The sequence below is a fragment of the Stutzerimonas nitrititolerans genome (assembly GCF_003696285.1).
Lineage (GTDB): Bacteria > Pseudomonadota > Gammaproteobacteria > Pseudomonadales > Pseudomonadaceae > Stutzerimonas > Stutzerimonas nitrititolerans.
This window is the reverse complement of record NZ_RFFL01000005.1, coordinates 279,175-304,749: the sequence shown is the minus strand read 5'-3', so window position 1 is coordinate 304,749 and position 25,575 is coordinate 279,175. Positions and strand designations below refer to the sequence as shown.

Annotated in this window: 25 protein-coding genes and 1 pseudogene; 13 read left to right on the top strand and 13 right to left on the bottom strand. The window is 62.3% G+C overall.

The features are described from left to right. From EA795_RS21295 to EA795_RS20905, 4 genes and pseudogenes are all read left to right on the top strand, one after another. A pseudogene (locus EA795_RS21295) lies at positions 1 to 260 on the top strand (hypothetical protein); the annotation flags it as partial. Positions 261 to 262: 2 nt separating this feature from the next. Further along, positions 263 to 670 carry a hypothetical protein gene (locus EA795_RS08820; protein WP_122076677.1) on the top strand — a complete coding sequence of 136 codons (408 nt, stop codon included), beginning with the start codon at positions 263 to 265 and terminating at the stop codon, positions 668 to 670. A gap of 389 nt (positions 671 to 1,059) precedes the next feature. Beyond that, on the top strand, positions 1,060 to 1,458 hold the full coding sequence (locus EA795_RS08810) for a hypothetical protein (protein ID WP_122076674.1): 399 nt from the start codon (positions 1,060 to 1,062) through the stop codon (positions 1,456 to 1,458). 324 nt (positions 1,459 to 1,782) lie between these two features. After that, a complete protein-coding gene (locus EA795_RS20905; protein ID WP_147456294.1) occupies positions 1,783 to 2,061 on the top strand; it encodes a hypothetical protein in 279 nt (92 codons plus the stop codon). 362 nt (positions 2,062 to 2,423) lie between these two features. Here EA795_RS20905 and EA795_RS08805 read toward each other — a convergent pair whose 3' ends face one another. Beyond that, positions 2,424 to 3,128, bottom strand: a complete 705-nt coding sequence (locus EA795_RS08805) for a glutathione binding-like protein (protein ID WP_122076672.1) — start codon at positions 3,126 to 3,128, stop codon at positions 2,424 to 2,426. A gap of 238 nt (positions 3,129 to 3,366) precedes the next feature. Here EA795_RS08805 and EA795_RS08800 point away from each other — a divergent pair, with 238 nt between their 5' ends. Next, the gene (locus tag EA795_RS08800; RefSeq protein WP_122076670.1) at positions 3,367 to 5,388 is read left to right on the top strand and encodes a methyl-accepting chemotaxis protein; all 2,022 of its coding nucleotides are present in this window, start codon (positions 3,367 to 3,369) and stop codon (positions 5,386 to 5,388) included. Positions 5,389 to 5,410: 22 nt separating this feature from the next. On the opposite strand, the gene EA795_RS08795 is transcribed toward EA795_RS08800, so the two are convergent. Together EA795_RS08795 and EA795_RS08790 are read right to left on the bottom strand one after the other, a co-directional pair. Then, complete coding sequence (locus EA795_RS08795; RefSeq protein WP_122076667.1) at positions 5,411 to 5,938, bottom strand: ankyrin repeat domain-containing protein; 528 nt, start codon at positions 5,936 to 5,938, stop codon at positions 5,411 to 5,413. Between the two features lie 132 nt (positions 5,939 to 6,070). Further along, entirely contained in the window at positions 6,071 to 7,462 is a 1,392-nt protein-coding gene (locus EA795_RS08790; protein ID WP_122076665.1) for a cytochrome B6, read from the bottom strand. Between the two features lie 273 nt (positions 7,463 to 7,735). Here EA795_RS08790 and EA795_RS08785 point away from each other — a divergent pair, with 273 nt between their 5' ends. Continuing rightward, entirely contained in the window at positions 7,736 to 7,948 is a 213-nt protein-coding gene (locus tag EA795_RS08785) for a DUF3820 family protein (RefSeq protein WP_014851928.1), read from the top strand. 128 nt (positions 7,949 to 8,076) lie between these two features. On the opposite strand, the gene EA795_RS08780 is transcribed toward EA795_RS08785, so the two are convergent. After that, positions 8,077 to 8,607, bottom strand: a complete 531-nt coding sequence (locus EA795_RS08780) for a hypothetical protein (RefSeq protein ID WP_014851929.1) — start codon at positions 8,605 to 8,607, stop codon at positions 8,077 to 8,079. Between the two features lie 319 nt (positions 8,608 to 8,926). Here EA795_RS08780 and EA795_RS08775 point away from each other — a divergent pair, with 319 nt between their 5' ends. From EA795_RS08775 to EA795_RS08760, 4 genes are all read left to right on the top strand, one after another. Then, positions 8,927 to 10,048, top strand: a complete 1,122-nt coding sequence (locus tag EA795_RS08775; RefSeq protein WP_122076662.1) for a beta-ketoacyl-ACP synthase III — start codon at positions 8,927 to 8,929, stop codon at positions 10,046 to 10,048. 368 nt (positions 10,049 to 10,416) lie between these two features. Continuing rightward, positions 10,417 to 11,484: a porin gene (locus EA795_RS08770; protein WP_122076659.1), complete on the top strand. Its 1,068-nt coding sequence runs from the start codon at positions 10,417 to 10,419 to the stop codon at positions 11,482 to 11,484. A gap of 157 nt (positions 11,485 to 11,641) precedes the next feature. After that, positions 11,642 to 12,334 (top strand): DUF2057 family protein, encoded by a 693-nt coding sequence (locus tag EA795_RS08765; RefSeq protein ID WP_122076656.1) that lies wholly within the window; start codon positions 11,642 to 11,644, stop codon positions 12,332 to 12,334. A 197-nt stretch (positions 12,335 to 12,531) separates the two neighbouring features. After that, complete coding sequence (locus EA795_RS08760) at positions 12,532 to 13,656, top strand: GNAT family N-acetyltransferase (protein WP_122076653.1); 1,125 nt, start codon at positions 12,532 to 12,534, stop codon at positions 13,654 to 13,656. Between the two features lie 13 nt (positions 13,657 to 13,669). Here EA795_RS08760 and EA795_RS08755 read toward each other — a convergent pair whose 3' ends face one another. From EA795_RS08755 to EA795_RS08745, 3 genes are all read right to left on the bottom strand, one after another. Further along, positions 13,670 to 14,086, bottom strand: a complete 417-nt coding sequence (locus EA795_RS08755; protein ID WP_014851934.1) for a DUF6306 domain-containing protein — start codon at positions 14,084 to 14,086, stop codon at positions 13,670 to 13,672. Between the two features lie 75 nt (positions 14,087 to 14,161). After that, positions 14,162 to 14,713, bottom strand: a complete 552-nt coding sequence (locus EA795_RS08750; protein ID WP_014851935.1) for a peptidylprolyl isomerase A — start codon at positions 14,711 to 14,713, stop codon at positions 14,162 to 14,164. Further along, complete coding sequence (locus tag EA795_RS08745; RefSeq protein ID WP_058076383.1) at positions 14,710 to 15,654, bottom strand: LysR family transcriptional regulator; 945 nt, start codon at positions 15,652 to 15,654, stop codon at positions 14,710 to 14,712. The genes EA795_RS08750 and EA795_RS08745 overlap by 4 nt, the downstream gene beginning before the upstream one ends. Positions 15,655 to 15,717: 63 nt before the next feature. Between EA795_RS08745 and EA795_RS08740 the strand changes: the two genes are divergently transcribed. Both EA795_RS08740 and EA795_RS08735 read left to right on the top strand, forming a co-directional pair. Next, a complete protein-coding gene (locus tag EA795_RS08740; protein WP_058073627.1) occupies positions 15,718 to 16,035 on the top strand; it encodes a hypothetical protein in 318 nt (105 codons plus the stop codon). Positions 16,036 to 16,201: 166 nt separating this feature from the next. Continuing rightward, a complete protein-coding gene (locus EA795_RS08735; protein WP_014851938.1) occupies positions 16,202 to 17,548 on the top strand; it encodes a DEAD/DEAH box helicase in 1,347 nt (448 codons plus the stop codon). A 155-nt stretch (positions 17,549 to 17,703) separates the two neighbouring features. Here the strand turns inward: EA795_RS08735 and EA795_RS08730 are convergent, their stop codons facing one another. Next, entirely contained in the window at positions 17,704 to 17,994 is a 291-nt protein-coding gene (locus EA795_RS08730; RefSeq protein ID WP_014851939.1) for a hypothetical protein, read from the bottom strand. Between the two features lie 135 nt (positions 17,995 to 18,129). On the opposite strand from EA795_RS08730, the gene EA795_RS08725 reads away from it, so the two are divergent. Beyond that, positions 18,130 to 18,504, top strand: a complete 375-nt coding sequence (locus EA795_RS08725) for a hypothetical protein (RefSeq protein WP_043942524.1) — start codon at positions 18,130 to 18,132, stop codon at positions 18,502 to 18,504. A 34-nt stretch (positions 18,505 to 18,538) separates the two neighbouring features. Here the strand turns inward: EA795_RS08725 and EA795_RS08720 are convergent, their stop codons facing one another. From EA795_RS08720 to EA795_RS08700, 5 genes are all read right to left on the bottom strand, one after another. Continuing rightward, positions 18,539 to 20,614 carry a glycoside hydrolase family 5 protein gene (locus tag EA795_RS08720; protein WP_240002941.1) on the bottom strand — a complete coding sequence of 692 codons (2,076 nt, stop codon included), beginning with the start codon at positions 20,612 to 20,614 and terminating at the stop codon, positions 18,539 to 18,541. A 426-nt stretch (positions 20,615 to 21,040) separates the two neighbouring features. Then, positions 21,041 to 22,783 carry a S8/S53 family peptidase gene (locus EA795_RS08715; protein ID WP_122076650.1) on the bottom strand — a complete coding sequence of 581 codons (1,743 nt, stop codon included), beginning with the start codon at positions 22,781 to 22,783 and terminating at the stop codon, positions 21,041 to 21,043. Next, positions 22,780 to 23,745 carry an L-histidine N(alpha)-methyltransferase gene (gene egtD, locus EA795_RS08710; protein WP_122076648.1) on the bottom strand — a complete coding sequence of 322 codons (966 nt, stop codon included), beginning with the start codon at positions 23,743 to 23,745 and terminating at the stop codon, positions 22,780 to 22,782. Before egtD ends, EA795_RS08715 begins: the two co-directional genes overlap by 4 nt. After that, entirely contained in the window at positions 23,745 to 25,043 is a 1,299-nt protein-coding gene (gene egtB, locus EA795_RS08705; RefSeq protein WP_122076645.1) for an ergothioneine biosynthesis protein EgtB, read from the bottom strand. The genes egtD and egtB overlap by 1 nt, the downstream gene beginning before the upstream one ends. A gap of 165 nt (positions 25,044 to 25,208) precedes the next feature. Beyond that, entirely contained in the window at positions 25,209 to 25,520 is a 312-nt protein-coding gene (locus EA795_RS08700; RefSeq protein WP_014851945.1) for a hypothetical protein, read from the bottom strand. Between the last annotated feature and the right edge of the window lie 55 nt (positions 25,521 to 25,575).

The following is a 25,575-nucleotide window of genomic DNA, read 5'->3' as shown; positions in this document are numbered from 1 at the left end:
CCGGGGAAACCGAGGCGTGCGAGAAGATTCGCTTTACCGAGGCGGGCAGTTTTGTTGGGGGAGTAGGGGGCGGATCGGCGGGAGTTTGGATCGGTAGTGTTACTGCGCCCTATATTTGCGGAGCCATCGGCCTTGCTTCAGGCGGCCTCGGCGGGATCGTTTGCGGCTTGGTGGTGGTGGGCGGGGCTTCGTATGCAGGAGGTGAGGGAGGCGAGTGGTTTGGGGAGATGGTTGGGGAAAAACTGTATGAGCGGAGATAGCCATGAACTTCCATGTCTGGTTTGAAACTTGGCCTTTGGATTTGCAAATTGCTTGTCTTCTGTCCCCCTTCGTAATCAGCTTTTTTGGCATGGCGATTGGCGTCTATATCGCGTGTAGCCGACACTTCGAGGTAATGCTCGCGGCGTTTTCAAGCAGTGCCTGGGCTCAGCAGAGCCGCATCCTGGGGACAACCAGCCTGGCCTCGCGCTGCTACCTGGTCAGTTCGCTCAGCGGGGCCCTGATATTTCCGCAGTATCTCGTCCGTAAAGGTGTACTCAATGCCGACGATGTCCGCAATTTCCCCCCCGCATTGCGGCGCCTGATGGTCATCTCCGCTTGGTTGGTGTGTCTTGGTATGGCCTGGCTATTCCTGTTCATGGCCTTGCTAAAGCTCAGTGGAGTGGAGTGATGCTCTGGTGACTTCCCTTGTCGTGTGCGTTAACGGTCCTGTAGCTGGCTTGATCTGCGCCGCTATCGGAATTGCTCCGACCGGCACGGCTTCCACCATGAAAGTGCAGGAAGTCTTCCGTGCCGGGGAAACCGAGGCGTGCGGGAAGATTCGTTATACCGAGGCGGGTGGTTTTGTTGGTGGATAGGGGGTGGGTCGGCCGCCGTTGCCTTGACCAGCCCTGCAGTGGGCTCGATTTGCGCAGCTATTGGCATCGGTTCAGGCGGTCTAGGCGGAGTAGTTTGCGGCTTGGTTGTAGTAGCAGGAGCTTCGTATGCGGGGGGCAAGGGGGGCAAGGGGAGCGAGTGGTTCGGAGGGTTGGCGGGTGAGGAAATCTACAAGGTGCAAAAATGATCGATTTTTACAGCTGGCCTCCCTATATCCGCATCGCCTGCCTCCTGGCCCCCTTCATGATCGCATTACCCGGTGTGTTCATGATTCTCTTCTTGGCGTACCGGAATCTGGACACGATTCTGACGATCTTCCCGAACAGCGTGTACGTCAAAAGACAGAAAGCAATGTGGGGTAGCCGCGATCCACTCTCACGTTTCATTCTGACCAGTAGCTTGGCGGCAGTGGCTTTATGGCCCGATCGCCATATAAGGCGCGGAGAGTTGGATGAGAGTGAGGTGCGAAAGTTACCTCCTTCGATCAAACGGCGAATGGTTATCGCCTGGCGGCTCTGCGCGGCCGGTACGGCTTGGCTGCTCCTTTTCGGGGGGGTATTGAAACTCAGTGGCGTCGAGTGATGCTCTGGTGGTCAGGCGTGGCTTGGTTGTTTCGTATGGCACATCGATCTGTGTTGCGATTGGAGTAGCCTTCGGCGGGATAGGCGGTGTCGTTTGTGCCTTGGTAGTTGTCGGCGGCGCTTCGGTGGCTGGTAGTGCTGGCGGCGGATGGGCTGGTGAACTGGCTGGAGAAAAAGTTTACCAGAGGAGCCAGTGATGAATTTCGGCGTTTGGTTTGGAACATGGCCCTTGGATTTACAGATTGCCTTTCTCTAGACCCCTTTCGTGATCGGAGCAATAGGACAAGTCATTACAATCTACATGGCTTATCACGACTTGGATGAAATGAAAGCAGCATTCCCTCAGAGCAACCACATCCGCAATCAGTTGACTGTGTGGTCTGGATCAGGATTCGTTGCACGCTATATGCAAGTGAACGCCATAACTGGCGCGGTGCTCCTTTCTAATTTCTATCTACGCCGTGGGGAGCTTGAGCCTGAAGAAGTGGAAAGATTTCCAAAGCATCTCAAACCTCGAATGCTTTGGTCGACGTGGCTCCTGGGTATTAGCCTTGCGTGGCTATTTTTGACAGTTGGTCTACTCAAACTCAGCGGCGTTGAGTGACGACCGGATACTCGAGTCGCTGCGCTGTATCGGGAAATCCCCGGCTACGCCACCCCTCGCACTACGGCGCCTAATGATTATCTCTGCCTGGTTAGTGTGTGCCGGCATGGCCTGGCTGCTCCTTTTGGTAGGGCTTTTAAAGCTTAGCGGCCGTTGAGTGACATCTGGTGAACCCCATTTTCGCCGGTTCGATCTACGCCGCTAGCGGCATCGCCCCGACCGGCACGGCTTCCGCTGTAAGCGTGGAGCGAGTCTGCCGTGCGGGGAAAACCTCGTTACAAGCAATGCTGTTCACCGAGCTGGTAGCTTTTTTTGCGATTGCCGGTCCGCAGCGCAGCTTCTAGCGAGAGAGGAACAAATACCTACGGCGCCTTGGGTATCTCCAGTCCGCGAATCACCGCGGGACGGGCAAGGAAGTTTTCCAGTACCCGTTTGACGTTGGCGAAGCGCTCGAACTCCACCAGTTCGCCGGCCTCGTAGAAGCCGATCAGATTGCGTACCCAGGGGAAGGTGGCGATATCGGCGATGCTGTACTGCGCGCCCATGATCCAGTCACGGTCCTCCAGCTGCCCATCCAGCACGTCGAGCAGACGTCGGCATTCGGCGACGTAGCGGTCGCGTGGGCGCTTGTCTTCGTAATCCTTGCCGGCGAATTTGTGGAAGAAGCCGAGCTGGCCGAACATCGGGCCGATGCCGCCGATCTGGAACATCAGCCACTGGATGGTCTGGTAGCGTTCGGCCGGGTCCTGCGAGAGCAACTGGCCGGTTTTCTCCGCCAGATAAATCAGGATGGCGCCGGACTCGAACAGCGGCAACGGTTTTCCGCCCGGGCCGTCGGGATCGATGATCGCCGGGATCTTGTTGTTCGGGTTCAGTGAGAGAAATTCGGCGGACTGCTGATCGTTGGTCTCGAAATTCACCCGATGCGCTTCGTAGGGCAGCCCGATCTCCTCGAGCATGATCGGTATCTTGACGCCGTTGGGGGTGGTCAGCGAATACAGCTGCAGACGCTGCGGGTCGCGGGCAGGCCATTTGCGGGTGATCGCGAAAGCGGACAGGTCGGACATGGGGTCTCCCTTGGGGCTGGGGTCGGTCAACTGAGATTGACCATGGTGCTCCATGGTAGTGCGGCTGTGGCTTGTCCGGTCGACCCGTAATGGCGTGGTCGCGCGTGTCTTGATTCCAGTCAGGGCAGACCGGCCGGTCATTCTCTTACCTTTGCCGCTGAACCGGATGTTCTGCAGTTGCCTGGTTCTCGAGGCGTTTCCGACTCGGGGTTTCTGCAGCCACTGCCTAGGAATCCCCATGAAAAAACTGTTCCTGCCCGCCGAGTCGCTGATGAACCGCCTCAGCTATTCGGTCAAGTTCGCAGCGATCGGGCTGCTGGTTTTTCTTGCGTTCGCGAGCCTGATGCTGGCGCTTGCCGATCAGTTGAATCGCACCATCGAACGTTCCGAGAACGAGCTGGCCGCCTCCACGCTGTCGAAGCCGCTGTTCGAACTGGTGGAGTCCTCGCAACGGCACCGCGGGCTGTCCTCGATGTTGCTGAGCGGCAACGCCGCGGCGGCGCAACGCCGTGCGGCGCTGCAGCAGGAGATCGACGAGGCGCTGGCGGGCATGGCTCGCCGGTTACCCGAAGCCGAGCGTGGCCTGCGTGAGTGGCAGGCGATCGGTGTGATGTGGGAGGACATCAGAGGCAACGGCCTCGACTGGCCGCAGGCGCGCAATACCCAGGCCCATACGGCGTTGGTCGAGCGTCTGCTGAGCTTCCAGACCCAGCTTGCCGACGCCTACGGCCTGACGTTCGATCCCGAGCCGCAGACCTATTACCTGATCAATGCGGCAACCAATCGCATGCCCTATCTGCTCGAGCGAATCGGGCGCCTGCGCGCCAGCGCCTCGGCCGTGCTGGCGCAGGGCAGGATGGACGATGCGCAACGTACGACGCTGATCGTACTGAGCGACGAGATCCGTGCGGGGCTCGGCAGCATCGAGGACAGCATCGAAAAGGTCGTGCGGATGCGTCCGGAGCTGCGCGCGCAACTGGGCGAGGCGGTCAGGGCGCTGCACGAGCGCAGCGAGCGAATCGGCAAGGTGGTGGAGGGCATCGTCCAGCGCGGTGATTTCAGCTCCACCACGGACGACGAGTTCTTCGGCATGACCACCGAAACGATCGAACTCGGCTACCGACAGATGTACGAAGTGCTGCTGCCGACACTGGATATGCTGCTGGAGCAGCGCATCGATGGCGCGCGGCGGATTCTCACCTGGAACTTCGCAGTGTTGCTGCTCGCCGTGGCGGTGATCGGTTACCTCTCGGCTGGCGCCTACCTGTCGGTGATGACCAGCATCCGCAGCCTGCGCGCTGGCAGCCGCAAGCTTGCCGCCGGCGACCTCACCACCCGTATCGAACTCGCGGCGCGTGACGAACTGCGGCATGTGGCCGGCAGCTTCAACGAGATGGCCGACGCCATGCGCCGGCTGATCGGCGACATTCGGGACAATTCCGATCACGTCGCCGATTCGGCGCGTAACCTGGTGGCGTCTTCAGGGCAGATCAACGTGGCGTCGCAGCACCAGAGCGATGCGGCTTCGAGCATGGCCGCCGCTGTCGAGCAGATGACGGTGGGCATCGAAAGCATCGCGCGTCACGCCGGCGATGCCGATGCGCTGGCCGTGCAGTCCGGCGAGCTGTCACGCCAGGGCGGCGAGATCGTCGCCGCGGTGATCGAGGAAATCAGGCAGATCGCCGACTCGGTGGCGGACTCGGCACGTACCGTCGCGGCGCTGGGGGAGCGTTCGGGCGAGATATCCACCATCGTCGGCGTGATCGGCGATATCGCCGCGCAGACCAATCTGCTGGCCTTGAACGCGGCAATCGAGGCCGCGCGTGCCGGCGAACAGGGTCGCGGCTTCGCCGTGGTCGCCGACGAGGTACGCAAGCTGGCCGAACGCACCGCCAATTCGACGCGGGAGATCGCCGAGATGGTCGAGGCGATCCAACAGGGTACGCGCGGCGCGGTGGAGGGCATGGAGCAGGGCGTGCAACGGGTCGGCGAGGGGGTGATCCGCGCCCAGCGTGCCGGTGCGGCGATGGACGGCATTCACGTGGCGGCGCAGCAGGTGCTGTCCACGGTTGCGGAGATCTCGCATTCCTTGCGCGAGCAGAGTGCCGCCTCCGCCGAGATCGCCGAGCAGGTTGGCATGATCGCGCGGATGGCCGAGGAAAACGGCAGCGCGGTCGGCAGCAACCACCAGACCGCCAGCCGCCTTGGTGACCTGGCCGAAACGCTGCTGCACAACGTCGCCCGTTTCAGAACGGCGTGAGCGATTCGAAGGGACGGGGCGGTCAGCCCTGAGTCGGAACCAGCCGGCTCAGCAGCGCCTGGGTGTCGGCGGCGCCCATCATGGCAGCGGCTTCCAGCGGGGTGGCGCCGTTGCCGGCTCTGGCATGCGGGTCGGCACCCTGGCCGATCAGGTACTCGACGATCTCGGTGCGGTTGAACATGGCGGCCATCATCAGTGCTGTCTTGCCATCGGGTGAGGCGCCTTCGACATCGGCACCATGCTCAAGCAGCAGCCGAACCATCGCCATGTTGCCCTTGAAGGCCGCGCCGGCCAGCGGGGTGTGGCCCTTGTCGTTGCGCAGCTGCGGGTCGCCGCCATGCTCGAGCAGCACCCGCGTGGCGTCCAGGTGACCGTGATAGCTGGCCAGCATCAACAGGCTGTCGCCGTTGCTGTTGCGGATGTTGGCCGGCAGGCCCCGCGCGAGCAGATCGCCGAGGCGTTCCGCATCGCCGTTGCGGGCGCTGTCGAAGACCTGCTCGGCGAAGGCCAGGGCAGCATCGTCCAGTTCGGGCTTGTCGGTTCGGTTCATCTCGGCTCCTCGGCTGCCGCTGGCGGGGATACCAGCGGTCGTCATTGTGCCAAGCGTTTCACCGGATGGCGCGCGCAGCTTGTCTATGTGGCGCATAGCCCGGCTCAATTGCCGGTTGAGCCGGGCTGGCGCTCAGAGCGTGCGCAGGAACGCCACCAGATCAGCTTTCTCGTCCTGGCTCAGGCCGCGCTGCAGCACCAGGTTGAAGAACTCCACGGTATCGTCCAGCGTCAGCAGGCGCCCGTCGTGCAGATAGGGCGGCGAATCCTTGATGCCGCGTAGCGGGAAGGTCTTGATCGGCCCGTCGCCCACCGCCATTACGCCGTTGTATTCCTGCGGTGCATAGAAGCGTTCGGTCTGCAGGTCATGCATCAGATGGTCGGTGTAGTAGGGCGGCACGTGGCAGCCGGCGCAGGCGCCCTTGCCGTGGAATATCTGCTCGCCGCGCAGTTCCTGCTCGCTGGCCTTGGCTGGGTCGAGACGGCCTTCGAGGTTGAGCTTGGGCGCGGGCGGAAAATTCAGCAGCGCCTGGAATTCACCCATGAAGTGCACCTGGCTGCCGCGTTCGAGCACGTTCACGCCTTTCTTGGCGGCCATGACGATGTCGCCGTCGAAGTAGGCGGCGCGCTGCTCGAACTCGGTGAAGTCTTCCACTGTCTTCAGCGCGCGCTGCGAGCCGAAGATCTGCTGAATGTTCACGCCGCGCAGCGTCGGGGTGTCGATGCGGTGGCGGAATTCTTGCGGTCGCACGTCGCCCGCCAGGTGGGTGGAAGCATTGGTGTGGCCGTTGGCATGGCAATCGAAGCAGGCGACGCCGGTGTGCGGGTGCTCGCTGCGGCGGTCGTCGGTGGCGTTGAATTGCTGCTGTGGAAAGGTCGTTACCAGCAGCCTCAGGCCCTCCAGCTGCTTTGGATTGAGGATGCCGTTGAACATCTCGAAGTAGTTGCGAATGTTCACCAGCTTGCCCTGGGACACATCGCCCAGATCCGGTCGGGTGGTGAGGTAGATGGGGGGCGGGAATTCCGGCAGGAAATGATCGGGCAGATCGAAATCCAGATCGAAGCGCGTCAGGTCGCGGCCTTCGATTTCATTGACTTCGTCGATCTGGAATTGCGGGAAGACCATGCCGCCTTCGGGATGGTTGGGGTGTGGCAGGGGCATGAAGCCGGCCGGAAAGCGTTTCTGCTCGCGAATCTGCTCGGGGCTCAGCTTGGCCAACTCTTCCCAGCTGCCTTCCTCCAGCTTGACCCGAACGCCGGTCTGGAGCGCCTTGCCGCGAGCCATGGTGATTGCGTCGGCGGGCTTGTCGCTGAGGTCGTAGCGCTGCTCCAGCAGGTTCATGTGGGCGTCGCGGATGGCGGGCTTTTCCGCCTTCATGCGTTGCATGATCGAGTCGAAATGCTCGGTGATTCGCACCGGGTTGTAGCTGGACGGTTTTTCCTCTTCGGCGCCCTGCGCGCAGGGCAGGGCGAGGGTGACGCCGAGCGCAACGGCCAGGCGCCAGGGAAGGCTGCAGGTCTTCATTGTTGTTTTCCTCACGGGCTTGTCGGGTATTGAAGGCCTAGAAGCCAATCACGGCGTGGGAAAATAGGCTGAAGCTATCGTTACGATAGGTGCTTGCGATATCAGGAGGATAAATGGCGGCAACGCCTTGTTTTGCGCGGCATGGCGCCGTTTCGATGGCGCATAGCCTTATAGCCATATTGAGGCGGGGCGCGGGCTTTATGCCGAAACGATACAAGCCATGCTGTTCCGCAGTTGTGGCACTATCCGCCTCTGTCGAAACGAATGCCGCCCATGAAGCCTGAAGACCTCGAACGCCTGGTGACTCAGACGATGCCCTACGGAAAGTACAAGGGGCGCCTGATTGCCGATCTTCCGGGCAACTACCTCAACTGGTTCGCCCGGGTCGGCTTCCCGCCGGGCGACATCGGCCAATTGCTGGCGCTGATGCAGGAAATCGATCATAACGGCCTGTCGGCGCTGCTCGATCCGCTGCGCCGCCGCTAGATCCGTAGGGCCGAATTTTATCGGCCAGCTCATGCCCGCCTCATCAGCACGCCATTTGCTCTCTGGGACAGATAAAAAAGGCGTTCCGCTTACCAAGGCCGAACGAGTTCGGCCCTACGGGTGTTGAGTCATTCACCGAGCTCCGCCTGCAACGCCGCCAGTGCCGGGGCAGCATAAATACCCACCTCCACGGCCAGCGCCATCACCCGCTCTATATCGCAGGTGTAGACCAGCACCGCCTGAAGTTCGTCATCCAGCGGCTCGCTGAAATCCACCAGCACGTAGCCACCTTTCTCGGGGTAGAGGGCGCCAAGTTGCGTCTGGATACGGTTGAGGGCCTTCAGCGGTTCGGTCTTGGCCAATTGCTTGGGTTGCAGCACGAAGTTGACGCTCTCGCCGAACGAGGCGCGGATCTGTTCGAATAGCGCCTGATAGTCGTCGGCCTGGAACAGCACCGTGTCCGGCAGGCTACCCACCACCACCCATTCACCCAGGGGGATGGGGAAATCGTCGTCGTAGTTGATGTCCGGGTTGGCCTGCAGGAAGGCCTGCGGATCGGCATAGGCCTGGGCGGCTTCGTCAGCGATCCGGGCGATCTCTTCCTCGGTCATGCAGCCCGAGCTGATGAGTGTGAGCAGTTCGGCGAGCGGGTCTTTCATGGCGGATGGTCCTGCTTGAAGGAGCGCAAGGATAACCAAGCGCGCCGAAGAGTGTCTGCGTTCAGGCGCGCCTATCGGGTCTGGCGCGGCAATCGAGTCGTGAGAAGACGTTCCCTTCATGAACCGACCGATCGGTCACGCGGAAATGCATCGAAAGGATTAATTCTTGGTGCTGGAATCAGCGCAATGTTACGGATTCTTTCAGCTTTTCATGCACAATAGCCGGCATAAGAGGCGCTGGAAACGATGGCTCGGTTGTGAACCATGGCGACTTCGACCAACGCCCGATTCGATCAAGCCCTATTCGAGAGGAACGACAGTGCATAACGTCGTCATCAGCGGTACCGGCCTTTACACCCCTGCCCAGAGCATTTCCAACGACGAGCTGGTGGAGTCGTTCAATACCTATTCGCGCCGTTTCAACGCCGAACACGCCGCAGCCATCGAAGCGGGCGAGGTCGAGGCGATGCCCGAATCCAGCTCGGCCTTCATCGAGAAGGCTTCCGGCATCAAGAGCCGTTACGTCACCGACAAGGCCGGTATCCTCGATCCCGAGCGCATGGTTCCGCGCATTCCCGAGCGCGACAACGATCAGTGGTCGATCCTGTGCGAGATGTCGGTGAAGGCCGCTGAAGAAGCGCTGGCGCGGGCGGGCAAGACCGCCGCCGACATCGACGGCGTGATAGTCGCCTGTTCCAACCTGCAGCGTGCCTACCCGGCCATCGCCATCGAAGTGCAGGCGGCATTGGGCATCAAGGGCTTCGGTTTCGACATGAACGTGGCCTGTTCCTCGGCCACCTTCGGCATCCAGAACGCCGCCAACGCGGTGCAGCTGGGGCAGGCGCGGGCGGTGCTGATGGTCAACCCGGAAATCTGCACCGGCCACATGAACTTCCGTGACCGCGACAGCCACTTCATCTTCGGCGATGCCTGCACCGCCGTGATCGTCGAGCGCGCCGACCTGGCGACCTCGGCGCATCAGTGGGACGTCGTCGGCACCAAGCTGGTGACCGAGTTCTCCAACAACATCCGCAACAACTTCGGCTTCCTCAACCGCACCGCCGAGGAATACATGAGCAACCCGGACAAGCTGTTCGTCCAGGAAGGTCGCAAGGTATTCAAGGAAGTCTGCCCGATGGTGGCCGAGCTGATCGGCGAGCACCTGAAGGAGAACGGCATCGAGGTCGGTTCGGTCAAGCGCTTCTGGCTACACCAGGCCAATCTCAACATGAACCTGCTGATCGTGCGCAAGCTGCTCGGCCGCGACGCCACCCCCGAAGAGGCGCCGGTGATTCTCGACACCTACGCCAACACCAGTTCCGCCGGTTCGGTGATCGCCTTCCACAAGCATCAGGACGACCTGCCTGCCGGCAGCCTCGGCGTGCTCAGCTCGTTCGGCGCCGGTTACTCCATTGGCAGCGTGATCCTGCGCAAGCGCTGATACCGCCTCACCACAGCGCGTTCCCACGCGGGAGCGTGGGAACCATCGGACATTGCGTCGTGGTGGAGCGTCACGGGTACCGGGTAGGACGCCTCTAAAAAGCTTGATCGTTCCCATGCTCTGCGTAGGAACGCGCTATCCATACGGTCTCATCCGTATGGATCGGCTGCCTCCGCTCTCCTCTAGTTCCCCGTCGGCGCATTGCCGAAGGCTCTGCAACGCCATTTGCAGAAAAGTTCCCGCAACTTTGAACTGTCATATCGCAGCAAACCTTCTGTCATATCGGCTTCCCATAATCGCCTCCGTCGAACAGACGACGTCATGTCATTCGCAGGACGACGTTTCATAAAACGAAGGAGCTTTTCCCAATGAAGAAGAAGTTGATTGCGATTGCTGTTGGTGCTGCGATGGCGGTGCCGGTTGTGGCAATGGCCGATGTAACTTTCTACGGACGTGCACACGTGTCGGTGGACTATCTGGATGACGGCGCCGATTATTCCGAAACCAACCTGTCGAGCAACTCTTCGCGCCTGGGTTTCAAGGGTGATCATCAGGTCAACCCTGATCTGAAGGCTTTCTTCCAGATCGAGCAGCAAATCAACTTCACTACTGGCAGTAGCGATGGCGACAGCACAAGTTTCGCTACCCGCGACACCTTTGTCGGCCTGGGCGGCAACTTCGGTGAGGTACAGCTCGGTCGTTTCGACAGCCCGTTCAAGGTCGCCCGTGGTCCGGCCAACCTGTTCGGTGACCAGGTCGGTGACATGCGCAACCTGACTCGTTTCGGCAATGGCCGCTTCGACGAGCGTTATGACAACACCATCCAGTACACCACGCCGACCATGGGTGGTTTCAACGCCAAACTGGCCTACTCGATGTATGAAGGCCAGTGGGCTGTAGAGGATGAAGACAGCGATGCCGTAAGCATGTCGCTGAACTATGCCGGTGGCCCGCTGGAGGCCTCCCTGGCATACGAGCAGGTGGAGGAAGATCAGGGTCGCGGCGAACGTGACGGCATCCGTGCCGCTGCTGCCTACAAGCTGACCGATGCCTTCAAGCTGGTGGGCTTCTATCAGACCGTCGATCATGATTCACCGGTTCAGGCCGAGCGCGATGCGTGGTCGTCTAATGTCTACGGTCTGGGTGGCGAGTTCGCGGTTGCCAAGAACACGGCTCTGAAAGCCATGTGGATGACCCGCGACTCCGACGCCGATAACGCTGACGCCGATATGTGGGTAGTTGGTGTCGAGCACAAGCTGGACAAGGCCGTGCGCGTCTATGCCAACTATGCCATCGTGGATAACGATGACAACTCCGCACAAGTACCATGGGAACAAGCCCGTTCGGCAAATGTGCGTAGTAACGCAGGGCTTGGCGTGGCTCCCGCGGGTGAAAAGGCTTCCGGCCTTTCTGTAGGTCTTCGCTACGACTTCTAATTCAATCTGCGGTATTGGTTAAAACAAACCGGGCTGTTCCTTCAAAGGGCAGCCCGGTTTGTCATTTAAGTGAAACTATTCAGTCTTATTCTTGTTTTCCGATTGTCATCGAATCCAGGCCGTCGCTATTAACCGGTCTTTGCACCTAGGAGTTTTCATGCGCAGTTTGTTTATTATCGCCATGGCTTGCCTGCTGGCTGCCTGTGCCCAACAACGCCACGTCCAGCTGTATTCCGGTGCACCATTACCGGAGAGCCAGATACTGACGCTGGTGGTTCCCAGCGAACTGGAAATCCGCAGCATCAACGGCCAGCCGTACTCGGCTGCCAATACCATGTTCGGTGCCTCGGACAAGCGTCTGCACCTGCAACCGGGTGCCTATCAGGTTCACGCGTTCTACAAGAACGGCTTCGATATCGATGGTGGCATGAGCCATGAGGTGGTGCGCGGCCGCACCGCCATCTTCGACTTCGAGGGGCAGGCTGGGGAAACTTGGCGACTGGAATTCGATCTCCCCCAGAACCTGGCCGAGGCCCGGGCGTTCGAGACCGATTTTCCTGCCTGGGCAGAAAATACCCGCACGGGTGAACGCCACGAGGCGCAGGCCGGCAACCGCAATACGTCCGTGCTCAGCGCGATGCTGGGTTCCAGCGAAGTCGCCCCGGAAGCCACCAGCGTCGCCCCCCTGGGTGCTGCCGAACCGGCCACCCAGGCGGTGACGCTGCGCCAGTCGCCCTCTGCCACGGCTACCCTGCCGCACAACGATGCGACTCTGACCACGCTGCAGCAGATGTGGAACCTGCTGACGCCGCAAAGCCGCGAAGCATTCCTGAAGTGGGCTCAGCAATAAGCGTCTTTCCTGATCCGACGCTGGCCGAATGAATTCGGCCCTACGGGATTGCGGTGCTTCGAGCTGGGTTGTAGGGCCGAACTCGTTCGGCCGCTGGAGCCCGCTGGAACGCCGCGGGCCAAATAAATTCGGCCCTACGGATTGGCAGCGTCCTGAAGAGCTTTTTTTCCGGCGCGCGACGGGCCAGACTGCTCGGCATGCCTATCCAGACAATTTTCCGTCTTGCCGAGATCGAGCCGCAGCAGTGGGACGCGCTGCTAACGGCTCCCCAGCCCTTTCTGCGTCACGCCTTCCTTTCCAGCCTCGAAGACAGCCGCAGCGTCGGTGATGGCACTGGCTGGCAACCGCAGCATCGGTTGCTGGTAGACGTGACGGGCGCCCCCCAGGCGGCGCTGCCGCTGTATCGCAAAAGCCATTCCTATGGCGAATACGTCTTCGACTGGGCCTGGGCGGATGCCTGTCACCGCGCGGGTATCGGCTATTACCCCAAGCTGCTCTGCGCCGTGCCTTTCTCGCCGGTGACCGGCGCGCGTTTGCTGGGCAACGTCGAATCAGCGGCGCATATGCTGGATCAGCTCACCGGCGAACTGGCCGAGCGGGGCGAGTCGAGCCTGCACGTCAACTTCACCGAAGCGGATGCCGATGCGCTCCTGCGTGGTCGCGACGGCTGGCTGGAGCGCGTCGGCTGCCAGTTCCACTGGCACAACCGCGGCTACCGGGATTTCCAGGACTTTCTCGACGCGCTGACCTCACGCAAGCGCAAGCAGCTGCGCAAGGAGCGCGAGCAAGTGGCGGGGCTGGGCATCGCGTTCGAGTGGCGCGAAGGCCGTCAGGTCAGCGAGGCCGAGTGGGATTTCGTCTACGGCTGCTACGCCAATACCTACCATGTACGCGGACAGACGCCGTACCTGACGCGAGCCTTCTTCAGCCTGCTGGCCGAGCGCATGCCGCAGGCGATCCGGCTGGTGCTGGCGAAGCGGGGCGCGACGCCGGTGGCGATGGCCTTCAGCCTGGTCGACGGGCAGGAATTGTATGGCCGCTATTGGGGCTGCCTAGCCGAGTTCGACCGGCTGCATTTCGAAACCTGCTTCTACCAGGGCATAGACCAGGCGATCGCTGCTGGCCTGCAGCGCTTCGATGCCGGCGCGCAGGGCGAACACAAGCTGATTCGTGGCTTCGAGCCGGTGATCACCCGTTCATGGCATTACCTGGCGCATCCGGGGTTGCGTGCGGCGGTGGCGGATTTTCTGTTGCAGGAACGGCAGGGCGTGCTGGCTTACGCGCAGTCCGCGCGCCAGGCACTGCCTTATCGGCAGGCCTGAGAGCAGGGCTGCATCATGCCGGCAGGCTGTTCACCTCGTGGATGTTCAGCATCTTTTCCAGCTCGCCGCGGATGAAGGGATCGTCGCAACCGGGCAGGTATTCGCGCAGCTTGCGGATGACCCACTGCTGGCCGCGATCGATGAAGGGGATGCGCTCTTCGAGCGATTCGATGGCCATGGCCTTGCCGTAGAAGGCGCCGATCTCGCGGTTGGGTTCCAGGCCCTTGTGCTTGAGGCAGTTGAGCACCAGCTTGCAGCTGTCGACCTCGCCCTGGCGAATCTGCTCCAGCAGCTGGCGCTGCGCCGGGTCGTTGCACTGTTGCAGGCTGTCGCCGGCGACCTTGGCACCGGCACGCTCGGCGCTGAGCAGATCCTGAAGCAGCTTGGCTTCGCCTTCGATGGTATTCAGAGGACTGGGCTGGGCACTCATGGCGTATCTCCTGTTACAGGCGAGGGCGGAGGGCTCGGTTCGGTCACCCGCCGCCCTAAGGTGGTGCCGGCGGTGTTACAGCTTCTTCGCGGAAACGATCTTCACCGGCTGCAGCGGGACGTTCTGCATCATGGTGCGGTTGCCGGTGGGGACCTGGGCGATCTGGTCGACCACGTCCATGCCGCGCACGACCTTGGCGAATACGGCATAGCCGAAGTCGCGGCTGCCGTGGTCGAGGAAGTCATTGTCGCGGTGGTTGATGAAGAATTGGCTGGTGGCCGAATTGATGTTCTGGGTGCGGGCCATCGCGACGGTACCGCGTACGTTGTGCAGCCCGTTGTCGGCTTCGTTCTTGATCGGCTGGCGGGTGGGCTTCTGGCTCAGGCCCTCGTCGAAACCGCCGCCCTGGATCATGAAGCCGGGAATGATGCGGTGGAACACGGTGCCGTCGTAGAAACCGCGCTCCACGTAGCCGAGGAAGTTCTCCACGCTGATGGGTGCTTTTTCCGCCTCCAGCTCGAGTTCGATTTCACCCATGCTGGTGTTCAGCAGTACGCGAGGGTTTTCCGCAGCCAGCAGATTACCGGCGAGCAGCAATGAACAGGCGGCGAGTACGAGTCGTTTCATGGTGTGTTCCTGGTGGTATTGGAAGTCTGGGCCAGGCTGCCGAGGGCAGACGGCGATTGCGTATCGTACGTCTTGATCAGCTCGATGAGAATCCGCGTGGCGGGGCCGAGCGGCTTGTCGGGATTGGTGTACAGATAGAACTGCGGACGACGAATGCTGCCCTGGATCAGCGGCAGCGGTTTGAGAATGCCTTCGGCGAGCTCACGTTCGATCATGTGCTGCGGCAGCCAGGCGAAGCCCAGGCCGCTGCTGACGAAAGCCACCGAGGTGGCCAGGCTGCCGACCGTCCAGCGCTGCTCGGCGCCCAGCCAGCCGGCGTCTCGCGGCTGTCGCTGGCCCGAGTCGCGTACCACCACCTGCATCTGGCTCTGCAGATCCTGCACGCTCAGCTTGCGCTGCAACTGATGCAGCGGATGGTTGGCATGGGCTACGGCGATGAACCCCACGGTGCCCAGTTCCGCCCCGAGGTAACCGGTGATGTCCAGGGCGGTGATGGCCAGGTCGGCCGTGCCGTCCTTGAGGATTTCCTCGACGCCCGAGAGGACTTCCTCGCGCAGACGCACGCGGCAGCCGCGGCTTTTCGGCATGAATTCGGTCAAGGCGCGGATCAGCCGGGCATTGGGGTAGGCGGCATCCACCACCAGCCGCACTTCCGCTTCCCAGCCCTGTTCCATGTGGTGGGCCAGTTCTTCCAGTTGGCTGGCCTGGGTCACCAGTTGCCGCGAGCGACGCAACAGCATCTCGCCGGCATCGGTGAGCACGGCCTTGCGCCCCTCGATGCGCAGCAGCGGAATGCCGAGCTGCTCCTGCATGCGGGCCACGGTATAGCTGACCGAGGATTGCGAGCGATGCAGCATCTCGGCGGCCTGGGCGAAACTGCCATGGTCGACCACGGCCTGCAGGGTTCGCCATTGATCGAGCGTCACGCGGGGTCCTTTCATTCCATTGTTTTCCTGTCGCCTCTGTCTGGTACGCTGGCCGCCTGCTGGAGGAGCCTGCCCGTGATGAAAAGATTCTGCACCCTGCTTGCCATGTTCCCACTGACTGCGCTGGCCGTCAGCTATCCGGTGGAAGTCGAGCAGCAGCTCAACGGTACCGAAGTGCTGGTCTCCACCGAAACCATCGACCGGGACATGGCCGGCGTGCTGTTGCAGAACTATGGCGCGACGCCCGTCGCCTGTAGCGCCGTGTTTCGCAATGGTCCCGAAGCGCCCCGTACCCGCCGCACCACGCTGCAGGCCGGCGAACGCAAGCCGCTGACGGCCAAGTTCAAGCGCGACGTGATCCGCCTGCGGATCAAGCTGACCTGCGAGCCCGGTTGAGCGCCATCCCGCTGACGTGACGCCGGACGCCCGAGCGGGCGCGTCGGCTCACCTCTTTGCGTTTTTATCAGTGAAACGCTGGCCCGCCCATGTCGGCGGACAAGCAAACGCACGCCTTTGTCGTTAACCTATGCCATCGTTCTTTCGACTTGCCGAGGTAGCCCCCTTGTTTGACCAATTCGCCCTGCACGAACGCCTGCTCAAGGCAGTCGCCGAACTCAAATTCGTCGAGCCGACTCCCGTGCAGAGTGCGGCCATTCCGCCGGCGCTCGAAGGGCGCGACCTGCGGGTAACGGCGCAGACTGGTAGCGGCAAGACCGCGGCCTTTGTGTTGCCGATGCTTAACCGCCTGATCGGCGATGCGCAGCCGCGCGTCGATGTACGCGCGTTGATCCTGCTGCCGACCCGCGAGCTGGCGCAGCAGACGCTCAAGGAAGTCGAGCGCTTCTCGCAGTTCACCTTCATCAAGTCGGCGATGATCACCGGGGGCGAGGATTTCAAGGTCCAGGCAGCGATCCTGCGCAAGGTGCCGGACATCCTCATCGGCACGCCGGGGCGGATGATCGAGCACCTCAATGCCGGCACGCTGATCCTCAAGGACGTGGAGCTGCTGATCCTCGACGAAGCCGATCGCATGCTCGACATGGGCTTCGCCGACGACGTGCAACGCCTGGTCAACGAATGCGCCAAGCGCCAGCAGACCCTGCTGTTCTCCGCCACCAGCGGCGGCGCCGCCCTGCGCGAGATGGCGGCCAGCGTGCTGCGCGACCCGCTGCACCTGCAGCTCAACCGCGTCAGCGAGCTCAACGAAGGCACACGGCAGCAGATCATCACCGCCGAGAGCGTCGAGCATAAGGAAAAGCTGGTGCACTGGCTGCTGGCCAACGAGACCTACAAGAAGGCGGTGATCTTCACCAACACACGCGTACAGGCCGACCGCCTCTACGGGCGGCTGGTGGCCGAGGGCGTCAAGGCCTTCGTGCTGCACGGCGAGAAGGACCAGAAGGAGCGCAAGCTGGCCATCGATCGCGTCAAGGAAGGCGGCGTGAAGGTGCTGGTGGCGACCGACGTGGCGGCGCGTGGCCTGGATATCGAAGGGCTGGATCTGGTGATCAACTTCGACATGCCACGCTCCGGTGACGAATACGTGCACCGTATCGGCCGCACCGGGCGCGCCGGCGCCGAAGGGCTGGCGATCTCGCTGATCTGCCACAACGACTGGAACCTGATGTCCAGCATCGAGCGCTACCTCAAGCAGCGCTTCGAGCACCGCGTGGTCAAGGGCCTGAAGGGCAGCTACATGGGCCCGAAGAACCTCAAGGCCTCGGGCAAGGCGGCGGGAACCAAGAAGAAAAAAGAGGACAAGAAAAAGGCGGGCGACAAGAAGGCCAAATCCGCTGCCAAGCCCACCGCCAAGCGACCGAAGAACACCAAGCGCGAAGCACCGGCCTCGCAGGTGGTCAGCGGCGACGGCATGGCGCCGCTCAAACGCAAGAAGGTCGAAGGGCAATAAAACAACCGGCTGGTGCGTAACAGCAAGCTTTCACGGCTGAAGCCACGCACCGCCAGACGTGTAGGGTGGACATCGCTTTTTATATCCACCAGGGCTCCGCTCGGTGGATCGGTGAAGCGTGATCCACCCTACGATGTTCCCCGATCCGCGAAGGTTCAACGCTCCTGATTCGACGGGATTTCCGCTTCCTTTTCAGCCTGTTCGATGTGCTGCAGCCGCCGCTCGTAGGCTTGGCACTCGTCGCCCAGCTCGTCCGCGGTCCGCTTGGTTTCCATTTCCTGTAGCTGCGCGTTGATCTCGGCGGCGCGTTCGGGATCGTTCTCGGTCAGTTGGGCGACCCGTTCGGCGAGCCGCTCGGCGGCGGCCTCGACATCCGCCGCGCTGCAAGCGGCGTAGGCCCCGGGGCTGGCCAACAAGGCGGCAAGGGGAATCATCAGATATTTCATGGTCTGCTCCGTTCGACGTCCTGTTCGGTGGATCGTTGTCGGGCCGCTTTAGTTCAGCCTTTTGCCGTTGCGAACCATGGCCTGCCCGGTGGGGTCCGTATCAATGAGGCGGTGACAAGCAAACGGAGAATGGCCATGACTTACGACTGGGAACTGATGCTGCGCCTGCTGCGCGAAGTGCAGCACTCTGGCAGCGAAACCTTCACGCCGCGCCAGTATGCCGACGAGCACGCCCTGGCACTCGAGCAGGCCGGGCAGCCGATGCCCAATCTCGATGCGCTGAAAGCCGAGGCGCAGAACTACGAGAGTCTGCTGTTCGAAGGCGGTTTCATCGAGTCGCGTCCCGAGGAGCTGGGTGGCAACGGCGAAAACTTCATCCTGACCGAACGCGGCCAGCGCCTGCTGGCGATGCTCGAAGATGACGGTGCGGTTACGTCCCCGCGCCAGCACCTCGTCGACAAGGGCGAGGCGGCGTTGGTGCCGGAAGTTTTCGACGGGTTGCCTGGCTGAACGAATCGCCCCGCGCGGGGCGATTCGGCGTCGGTCAGAGCGGGCCGATGGCCGTGCAGGACTTGTTCGTCGCATGCTTGCGCAGCACCGGCAGTTGCGGGCGCGCCTTGCCATTGTTCACATCCAGCGACAGCGCGTAGTCACCCCACCAGGGTCCGGCTGCCCAGTAGGTGCTGGGAATGCAGTTCTGGCCGAGGTACTTCAGCAGGTTGTCGGTCGCCACGATCGCCGAAGGCGAGTAGTCCGGCGCGCCGTGCTCGCCGATGAAGCCCCGCAGCCTGTGCTTGCGCAGCCATTCGACGAAGGGTTTGGCGCGGTCGACGCCGGTCATGGGGTTGTAGACGGCGCCGCGGTTCGCATAGCTGCCCGAGAAATCCTTGTCCAGGTACAGATGCGCTTCGTAGATCAGGTTGTTCTTCGGATCGCGCATCCAGGGATCGGCTACTAGCTGCGTGTTGTACGAAGGCCAGTGGTAGGCGCTGGACCAGCGATCCCCGGCGATGTAGATCCAGCCCTTGCGGTCGATCTCGCGGATGGCCTTGGAGGCTGCCAGCGCGGCGGCGGGCCATTTGCCGTTGGTGGAGTGCGGCTCGTTCATCAGGCCGTAGCCGTACACCGCAGGATGGTTGGCCACCTTCCGGGCGATGCGTCGCCAGCTGTCGGCGAAGGCGCTGATCGGCACGTCGCCGGAGGCGATCAGCTTGCCGTAGTAGCGGTAGTAGTTGTGCATGTCCAGGATGACCTGGACGTCGTGCTTGCGCGCGTGATCGAGGGTGGCCATCAGCCTCGAGAGTTCCGCGGCGTTGAGTTCGGTGTTCAGCTTCGGCTGGAGCCGTTCCCAGCGGAAGGGCAGGCGCACCAGTTTCATGCCCAGGTCGGCGTAGCGTTTGAAATCGGTTTCGCCGGGGTAGATGTAATGGATCTGGTAACGGCCGGGCAGGCTGGCGCTGGCACTGTTGCCGGCACCGAATTCGGCTCCGGCGAGGTTGACGCCCACCAGGTTGATTGGGTTGCCCGGCGCCGTGTCGTTGTTCGAAGGCGCGCTGCTGTTACCGCTGTCCGGGGCCGGCTGGCTGAAGCCGCTGCTGCTGACCGAGATGGTTCTGGGGAAACCCACGGCCTTGCCGTCGATGGCGCCGCCGTCGAGCAATACCGTCATGTTGCCGCCGGAGCGGTAGATGGTTTTCACGGTGCGGACCTGCCCATCGGCGAACCTGACCTTCGCCCCCTTGTGGAAGGCTGCCCGGTTGGCCGAGGTGTCTTTGATGGAAATGCCCGGAGAGGTCAGGTAGACCCCGCCGGCGAAGTCCTTGCCGTTGAATGCGTTCAAGGTGACGGTCAGCGCAGGCTTCGCGCCGGTGGGCGGCGTGGTGTCTGGCGCGGGCGTGCTCGGCACCGAACTGGCCGTTGCAGCGAACAACTTGTTCGGATGGCCGAGGTTGCCGCCGATCGCGGCGCCCTTGAGCATGACGCTCATGTTGTTGCCGGAAACGTAGATTGCGCTGATGGCGCGAACCTGGCCGTCCGCCAGCTTGACCGAGGCGCCGGCCTTGAAAGCCGACCGGTTGGCCGCGGTGGCCGGCACCGAAACACCGGCGGATTTGCGCCACACGCCGTTCAGCCAGTCGCTGTTGGTGAAGTTGTTGATTGCGCTGCTATGGGCGCTGTTGCCGGTGCCCGGCGTGGGGGCCGGCGTGCTCGGTGTCGTCGTCGAACCGGATAGGGCCGTGACGCTCTTTGGATGGCCGGTGGCGTTGGCGTCGAGCTTTGCGCCATCGAGCATCAGACTCATGTGCGCACCCGAGAAGTAGATGGCCTTGATGGTGCGTACCTGACCATTCGCCAGCTTCACCTTGCCGTTCTTCTTGAACGCGGCCTTGTTGCTCGCCGTGGCGGGAATGGAGACGCCGGGCGAGGCGCGCCAGGTGCCTTTGAGCCAATCGGAACTGGTGAAATTGTTGACCTGGGCTACCTGCTGAGCGTTAGCGGCTGTCTGGGCAACCGCCGTCACGGCACTCGCGGGGTTGACCGTGGTGAAAGCGACTATCGCGCCCAGGGTCATTGCGCCGAACAGGCCTTTAGACGAGCCTGAAACTGCGTTGAGGAACATGGTTATCTCCGGAACTTAATACGACAAAAGGCGTGCGCCTTTTAAAAAGTGCGGAAGCAAACTGGATGGGTGATTCGGTGAAGCGAAGCACTATTCCGATGCCGCCAAAAATGCATGAGCCAAGTTGGACTCTTCAGCATGGATAGGCTTTATATAGAAGAGGTGCTCGCAATTGAAGCCGCGCTGGCGCCAATAAAGCGGCTCTAAAATCACTCGAAATATCAGGATGATGTTTTATTGATACTAAAGTGAATTTTGTCCTAGGTTTCGTAAATTCCTGAAGCTAAAGGGAAATAAATGTATTGGTCGAGAGGCGTAATATTGACGTCGGCATTTGCCTGGCCGATTTCAAATTCACCAGGCTGACGAACGTCGCTTCTGCTTTATTTCCAAGTGTTTCATGTCTCGACAAGGTAGCCTCGATCTTCATCGCTCGTGCTGCAGGCTTTCGACGGTCAGCTCCAGCGCCTTGCGCATGTCCAGTCGAGCGGAGCGCCCGATGTCCCGATCATCCAGTTGATAGCCGCGCTCCGATGGCAGGATAGGGGCGGTCAGATCATCCGCTTCGGCGGGCTCGAAATCGCTGTCGCGGCCAATGGTCATGGCGCTGCGGCGCAGCAGCTCCCGTACCTGAGATGGTTCCAGCTCGGGGTTGATCGATAGGATCGCCCCCACCACGCCGGCGACCATCGGCGTGGCGTAGGACGTGCCGCAATGGATGCCGCCGCGCTTGCCTTTCTCCAGGGTGGCCGAGCGTGTGCAGGCCGAAGCGGTGATGTCGACACGCTGGTCGAGATTCGACGAGGGCCGCCGGGTCACGTAGTCCGGATGCTCCACGGCCACGTCGCGTTCGTGATTGCGTTGATGACCACCCACTACCAGCAGCTGGTCGGTGATGAACGAGGAGGGCAGACGGTAATCGTCCTGGCTGGAGCGCGCCGAGCCGTTACCGGCCGAATTCACCACCAGCACGTCGGGGTGCTCGCGGCGCAGCCAGAGAAAGAACTCCTCGAGCAGTTCTTCGTAGCCGCTCATGGCGATGCCGGAGCGGATCAGCGAGTCGACCTCCTCGCCTTCGATATCGCGTGTGCCGATGCGGTGGATGCCCCAGCTCCAGTTCAGTATCCGCGCGCCATCCTCGACGAGGTTCACCGAGGCGGCGACGTTGGCCGTGATGCCGGCGTCGGAGTTGCGCTCGACGATCACCTCGAAGCCGCTCCCGGCGTCTTCCAGGGCGCTGAGAAAACCGCTGTCTTCGGGGTTTTCGTTACGCGCGGCGAGGATGGCGGTGACGGTGGTGCCATGTTCGTCCGGCGCCTCGGCATCTCGGGCATAGACGCAGGTGCGCGGCTTGCTCGGATCGCAGTCGCCCAGGTAATCGGCGAACTCGGGGGCATCGAAATCTACGTCGCGTTCGATGATGCCGATACGCACAGGCGCGGTCTGGATCCTGTTCCGATCGGATTTCAGCCGATGCCGGTAGAAGGCCACCGCGTCGAGAAAGCGATTGGAGACCCATTCGTTGTTGCGCGGCTTCGCTTCTTCGTCCTGTTCGAGCGGCTCTTCGGGGCCGGTCTCCTCGATCACGATGGCATCGACGCTGACTTCGTTGCCCAGGCGCAGCACCAGGGCATCGCGCTCGGTCAGGTTCTTCACCGGCAGGCGCAGCTGGTAGGTGTTCAGCGCCGGTATGGCACCGACCACTTCGGCCCCGTAGCGCTCGGCGAGCCGGCGTGATTCCTTCAGGCCGTCGTATTTTTCCTCGACGATCAGGCTGACCAGATCCAGGTAGGTGTTCTGCCCATCCATGTTCTTCACTACCTTGTCGGGCCCGGCCGCCAGCACATGGTTGCGGTTGAGGGTCAGCCAGACCGGGTTGCTCGTGCGCCCGTCCTGCTCCAGCCAGAGCGGGCCGCTGCGGTGGTCCTTCTCGTTCAGGGTCAGGCGCAGGCGGTTGCGCTCTTCTCGCTGCACGGCAACCGGTTTGCCGTGCAGCATGACGCGCAGGTCGCCTTCGCCGAGACCCTCTCCACGCAGGCAGTAGGTCAGTTCGCCGGCGGCGAAAAGGTTGCCGCAGCGCTGCAGATCCTTGAGGCGCAACGCCGTTTCGTCCGCCCACGCCGCGCTCGTGGCCAGCAGCAACAGGCCCGTCAGGAGGCGCTTTCTCATGGCTGGCGTTGCAGGTAGTGCACGCTGAACAGCTCGCGCGCGTCGGTCCACTGGCTGCGGCAAGCGAATCCAGCGCTGTTGGCCAGGGCGGCAAAGGAATCCAGCGTGTACTTGTAGGAGTTTTCCGTGTGCAGACTTTCGCCGGGTTCGAAATGGAAATGCCGGCCTTCCAGCCTGACCTCCTGCGACTCGCGGCTGATCAGGTGCATCTCGATGCGCGATTCGCCTTCGTTGAAAAAGGCGCGGTGGACGAAGCGCGACGGGTCGATGTCGCAGTCCAGCTCGTTGCGGATGCGTTGCAGCAGGTTGAGGTTGAAGGCGGCGGTGACGTGGGCGCGGTCGTTGTAGGCGGCCTCCAGCACGGTCTTGTCCTTCACCAGGTCGACCCCGATCAGCAGGCCGCCACCGGGCGGCAGGATCTCGTGCAAGTGGCCCAGCAACTGGCGGGCTTGCCCGGGGGTGAAATTGCCGATGCTGGAGCCGGGAAAGAACATCAGCGGGTGATGGATCTCGAAGTCGTCCGGCAGCTCCAGCCCGTCGCAGAAGTCGGCGCAGGCAGCATGCACGTCCAGCCAGGGGTAATCCGCCGCCAGCCGCTGGGTGCTGGTTCGCAGGAAGTCCTCGGAAATATCGATGCCCAGGTAGCTGACCGGCCGCAGTCGTTCGAGCAGCAAGCGCACCTTGCGACTGGCTCCGCTGCCCAGTTCGATCAGGTCCGTCCGCGGCCCGGCGATCTCGCGGATGTCGTTGGCGGCGTCGGCGAGAATCTGCTCCTCGGTGCGGGTCAGGTAGTACTCCGGCTGCTGGCAGATCTGCTCGAACAGCTCCGAGCCGCGCCGGTCGTAGAAGAATTTCGGCGACACTTGCTTGGGCGAGGCGGCGAAACCTGCGAGCACCTCGTCGCGTAGCGAAGCGGCATGGGGTTGCTGGATCTGATCGTGGAAATGGATGGCAAGGGCCATTATCGAAGCTCCCGAGCCAGGCGCAGCCCGGCGAATTGCCAGCGCATGGACGGCTGGAAGAAGTTGCGGTAGGTGGCACGGATATGCGCCTGCGGGGTGGCGCAGCAGCCACCGCGCAGCACCATCTGGCCGGACATGAACTTGCCGTTGTATTCGCCGAGGCTGCCCGGCAATGGGCGGAATCCGGGGTAGGGCCGGTAGGCGCTGGCGGTCCATTCCCAGACGTCGCCGAACAGCTGCGCAGGGCCCTCGTGCGGGCTGTCGGGAGCGGTCGGATGCAGGTGATCGCTTTCCAGGAAATTGCCATCTGCAGGTCGCCCTTCTGCCGCTACTTCCCATTCCGCTTCACTGGGCAGGCGGGCCTCGGCCCAGCGCGCGTAGGCGTCGGCTTCGTAGAAGCTGACGTGGCTGACCGGTGCCTCGAGTTGCAGCTCGCCGAGCCCGCCTAGCGTCATCTCGTACCAGGCGTCATCCCGGCGTTGCCAGTACAGCGGCGCATTCCAGCCGGTCTGCCCCAGCAGCGCCCAGCCGTCGGCGAGCCACAGCTCGGGCCGTGCATAACCGCCATCGGCGATGAACGACAGGTACTCGCGGTTTGTGACCAGGCGATCGGCAAGCTGGAAATCCTCGACGAACTGCCGGTGCCTGGGCGTTTCGCAATCGAAGGCGAAACCTTCGCCGGCATGGCCGATGTGCTTCACGCCGCCGTCGAACGAATGCCAGCGCAGGCGCTCGCCGTGCGCCTGGACCGCCGGTTTCAGGTCGCTGCGGTAGGCCGGATGCAGGGGGCTTTGCGCGAGGATGTGCTTGATGTCCATGAGCAGCAGTTCCTGGTGCTGCTGCTCGTGCTGCAGACCCAGCTCGACCCGCCGGTGGATTTCGTCGGCGTGGGCCTCGGGCGGCTTGGTCAGCAGTTCGCCCATGGCCTGGTCCACGTGGCGGCGGTAACGGTAGACGTCCTCTACGCCCGGGCGTGAAACCAGCCCGCGCTGGCCGCGTGGAAAGGGTATGCCGTGGGTTTCGTAATAGGAGTTGAACAGGTAGTCGTAGAGCGGGTTCGGCGTCCGGTAATCATCGAGATAGGCCTTGAGCAGGAAGGTCTCGAAGAACCAGCTGACATGCGCCAGGTGCCATTTCGGCGGGCTGACCTCGGGCATGCTCTGAATCACGTAATCCTCGATCTGCAGCGGTGCGCAGATCGTTTCGCTGAGTGCGCGAACCTGCTGGTAGCGATGCAGCAGCCGATCGAAGGCGGCGGATGCAGGTTGCAGGTTCGGCTGATGCGCCAGGTTGCCCATGCGTACTCCCGTTTCGGGTGTCTGGAGCGGCCGAAACCGCCTCTATAGCGACCCGAAGCGCGACGTAAAAGTTTCGGCCGGATAGCCGATCACTCGGTTCGAGAGGCCTGAGCGAGCGGGCGGATCACGGACGGCGCTTGGGCGTTCAGGTCGCGCCCAGGTCGCTCAGTAGTTCGGTGGCGTTTCGGGAATGCCGCTGCCGTCGGCGATGACCGGCATGGTCCAGGGTTCCAGGCGGCAACCCTTGTCCTCCACGTCCAGGCGTGCCTGTTCGAGCATCTCGCCCAGCTGCTGCGGGTTGCTGTACTGGCTGTTCGGCACGGCGGCCACGCGCATCACCTCGGCGCCATCGCCGCTCATCACGGTGAAGCCGTAGCTGTCTTCCTCGGCGTTGGCGCTGGTCACGCAGCCGCAGGGGAGGAAGGCTTCGGTGGTCAGCTTCATAGCTTGGTCGAGGGTCAGCGAAGAAGGTGTCATGGCGCGCTCCTGTGCAGTCTGCTATGCGGTGGACCCTCATCAGAGCGGGCCGTTC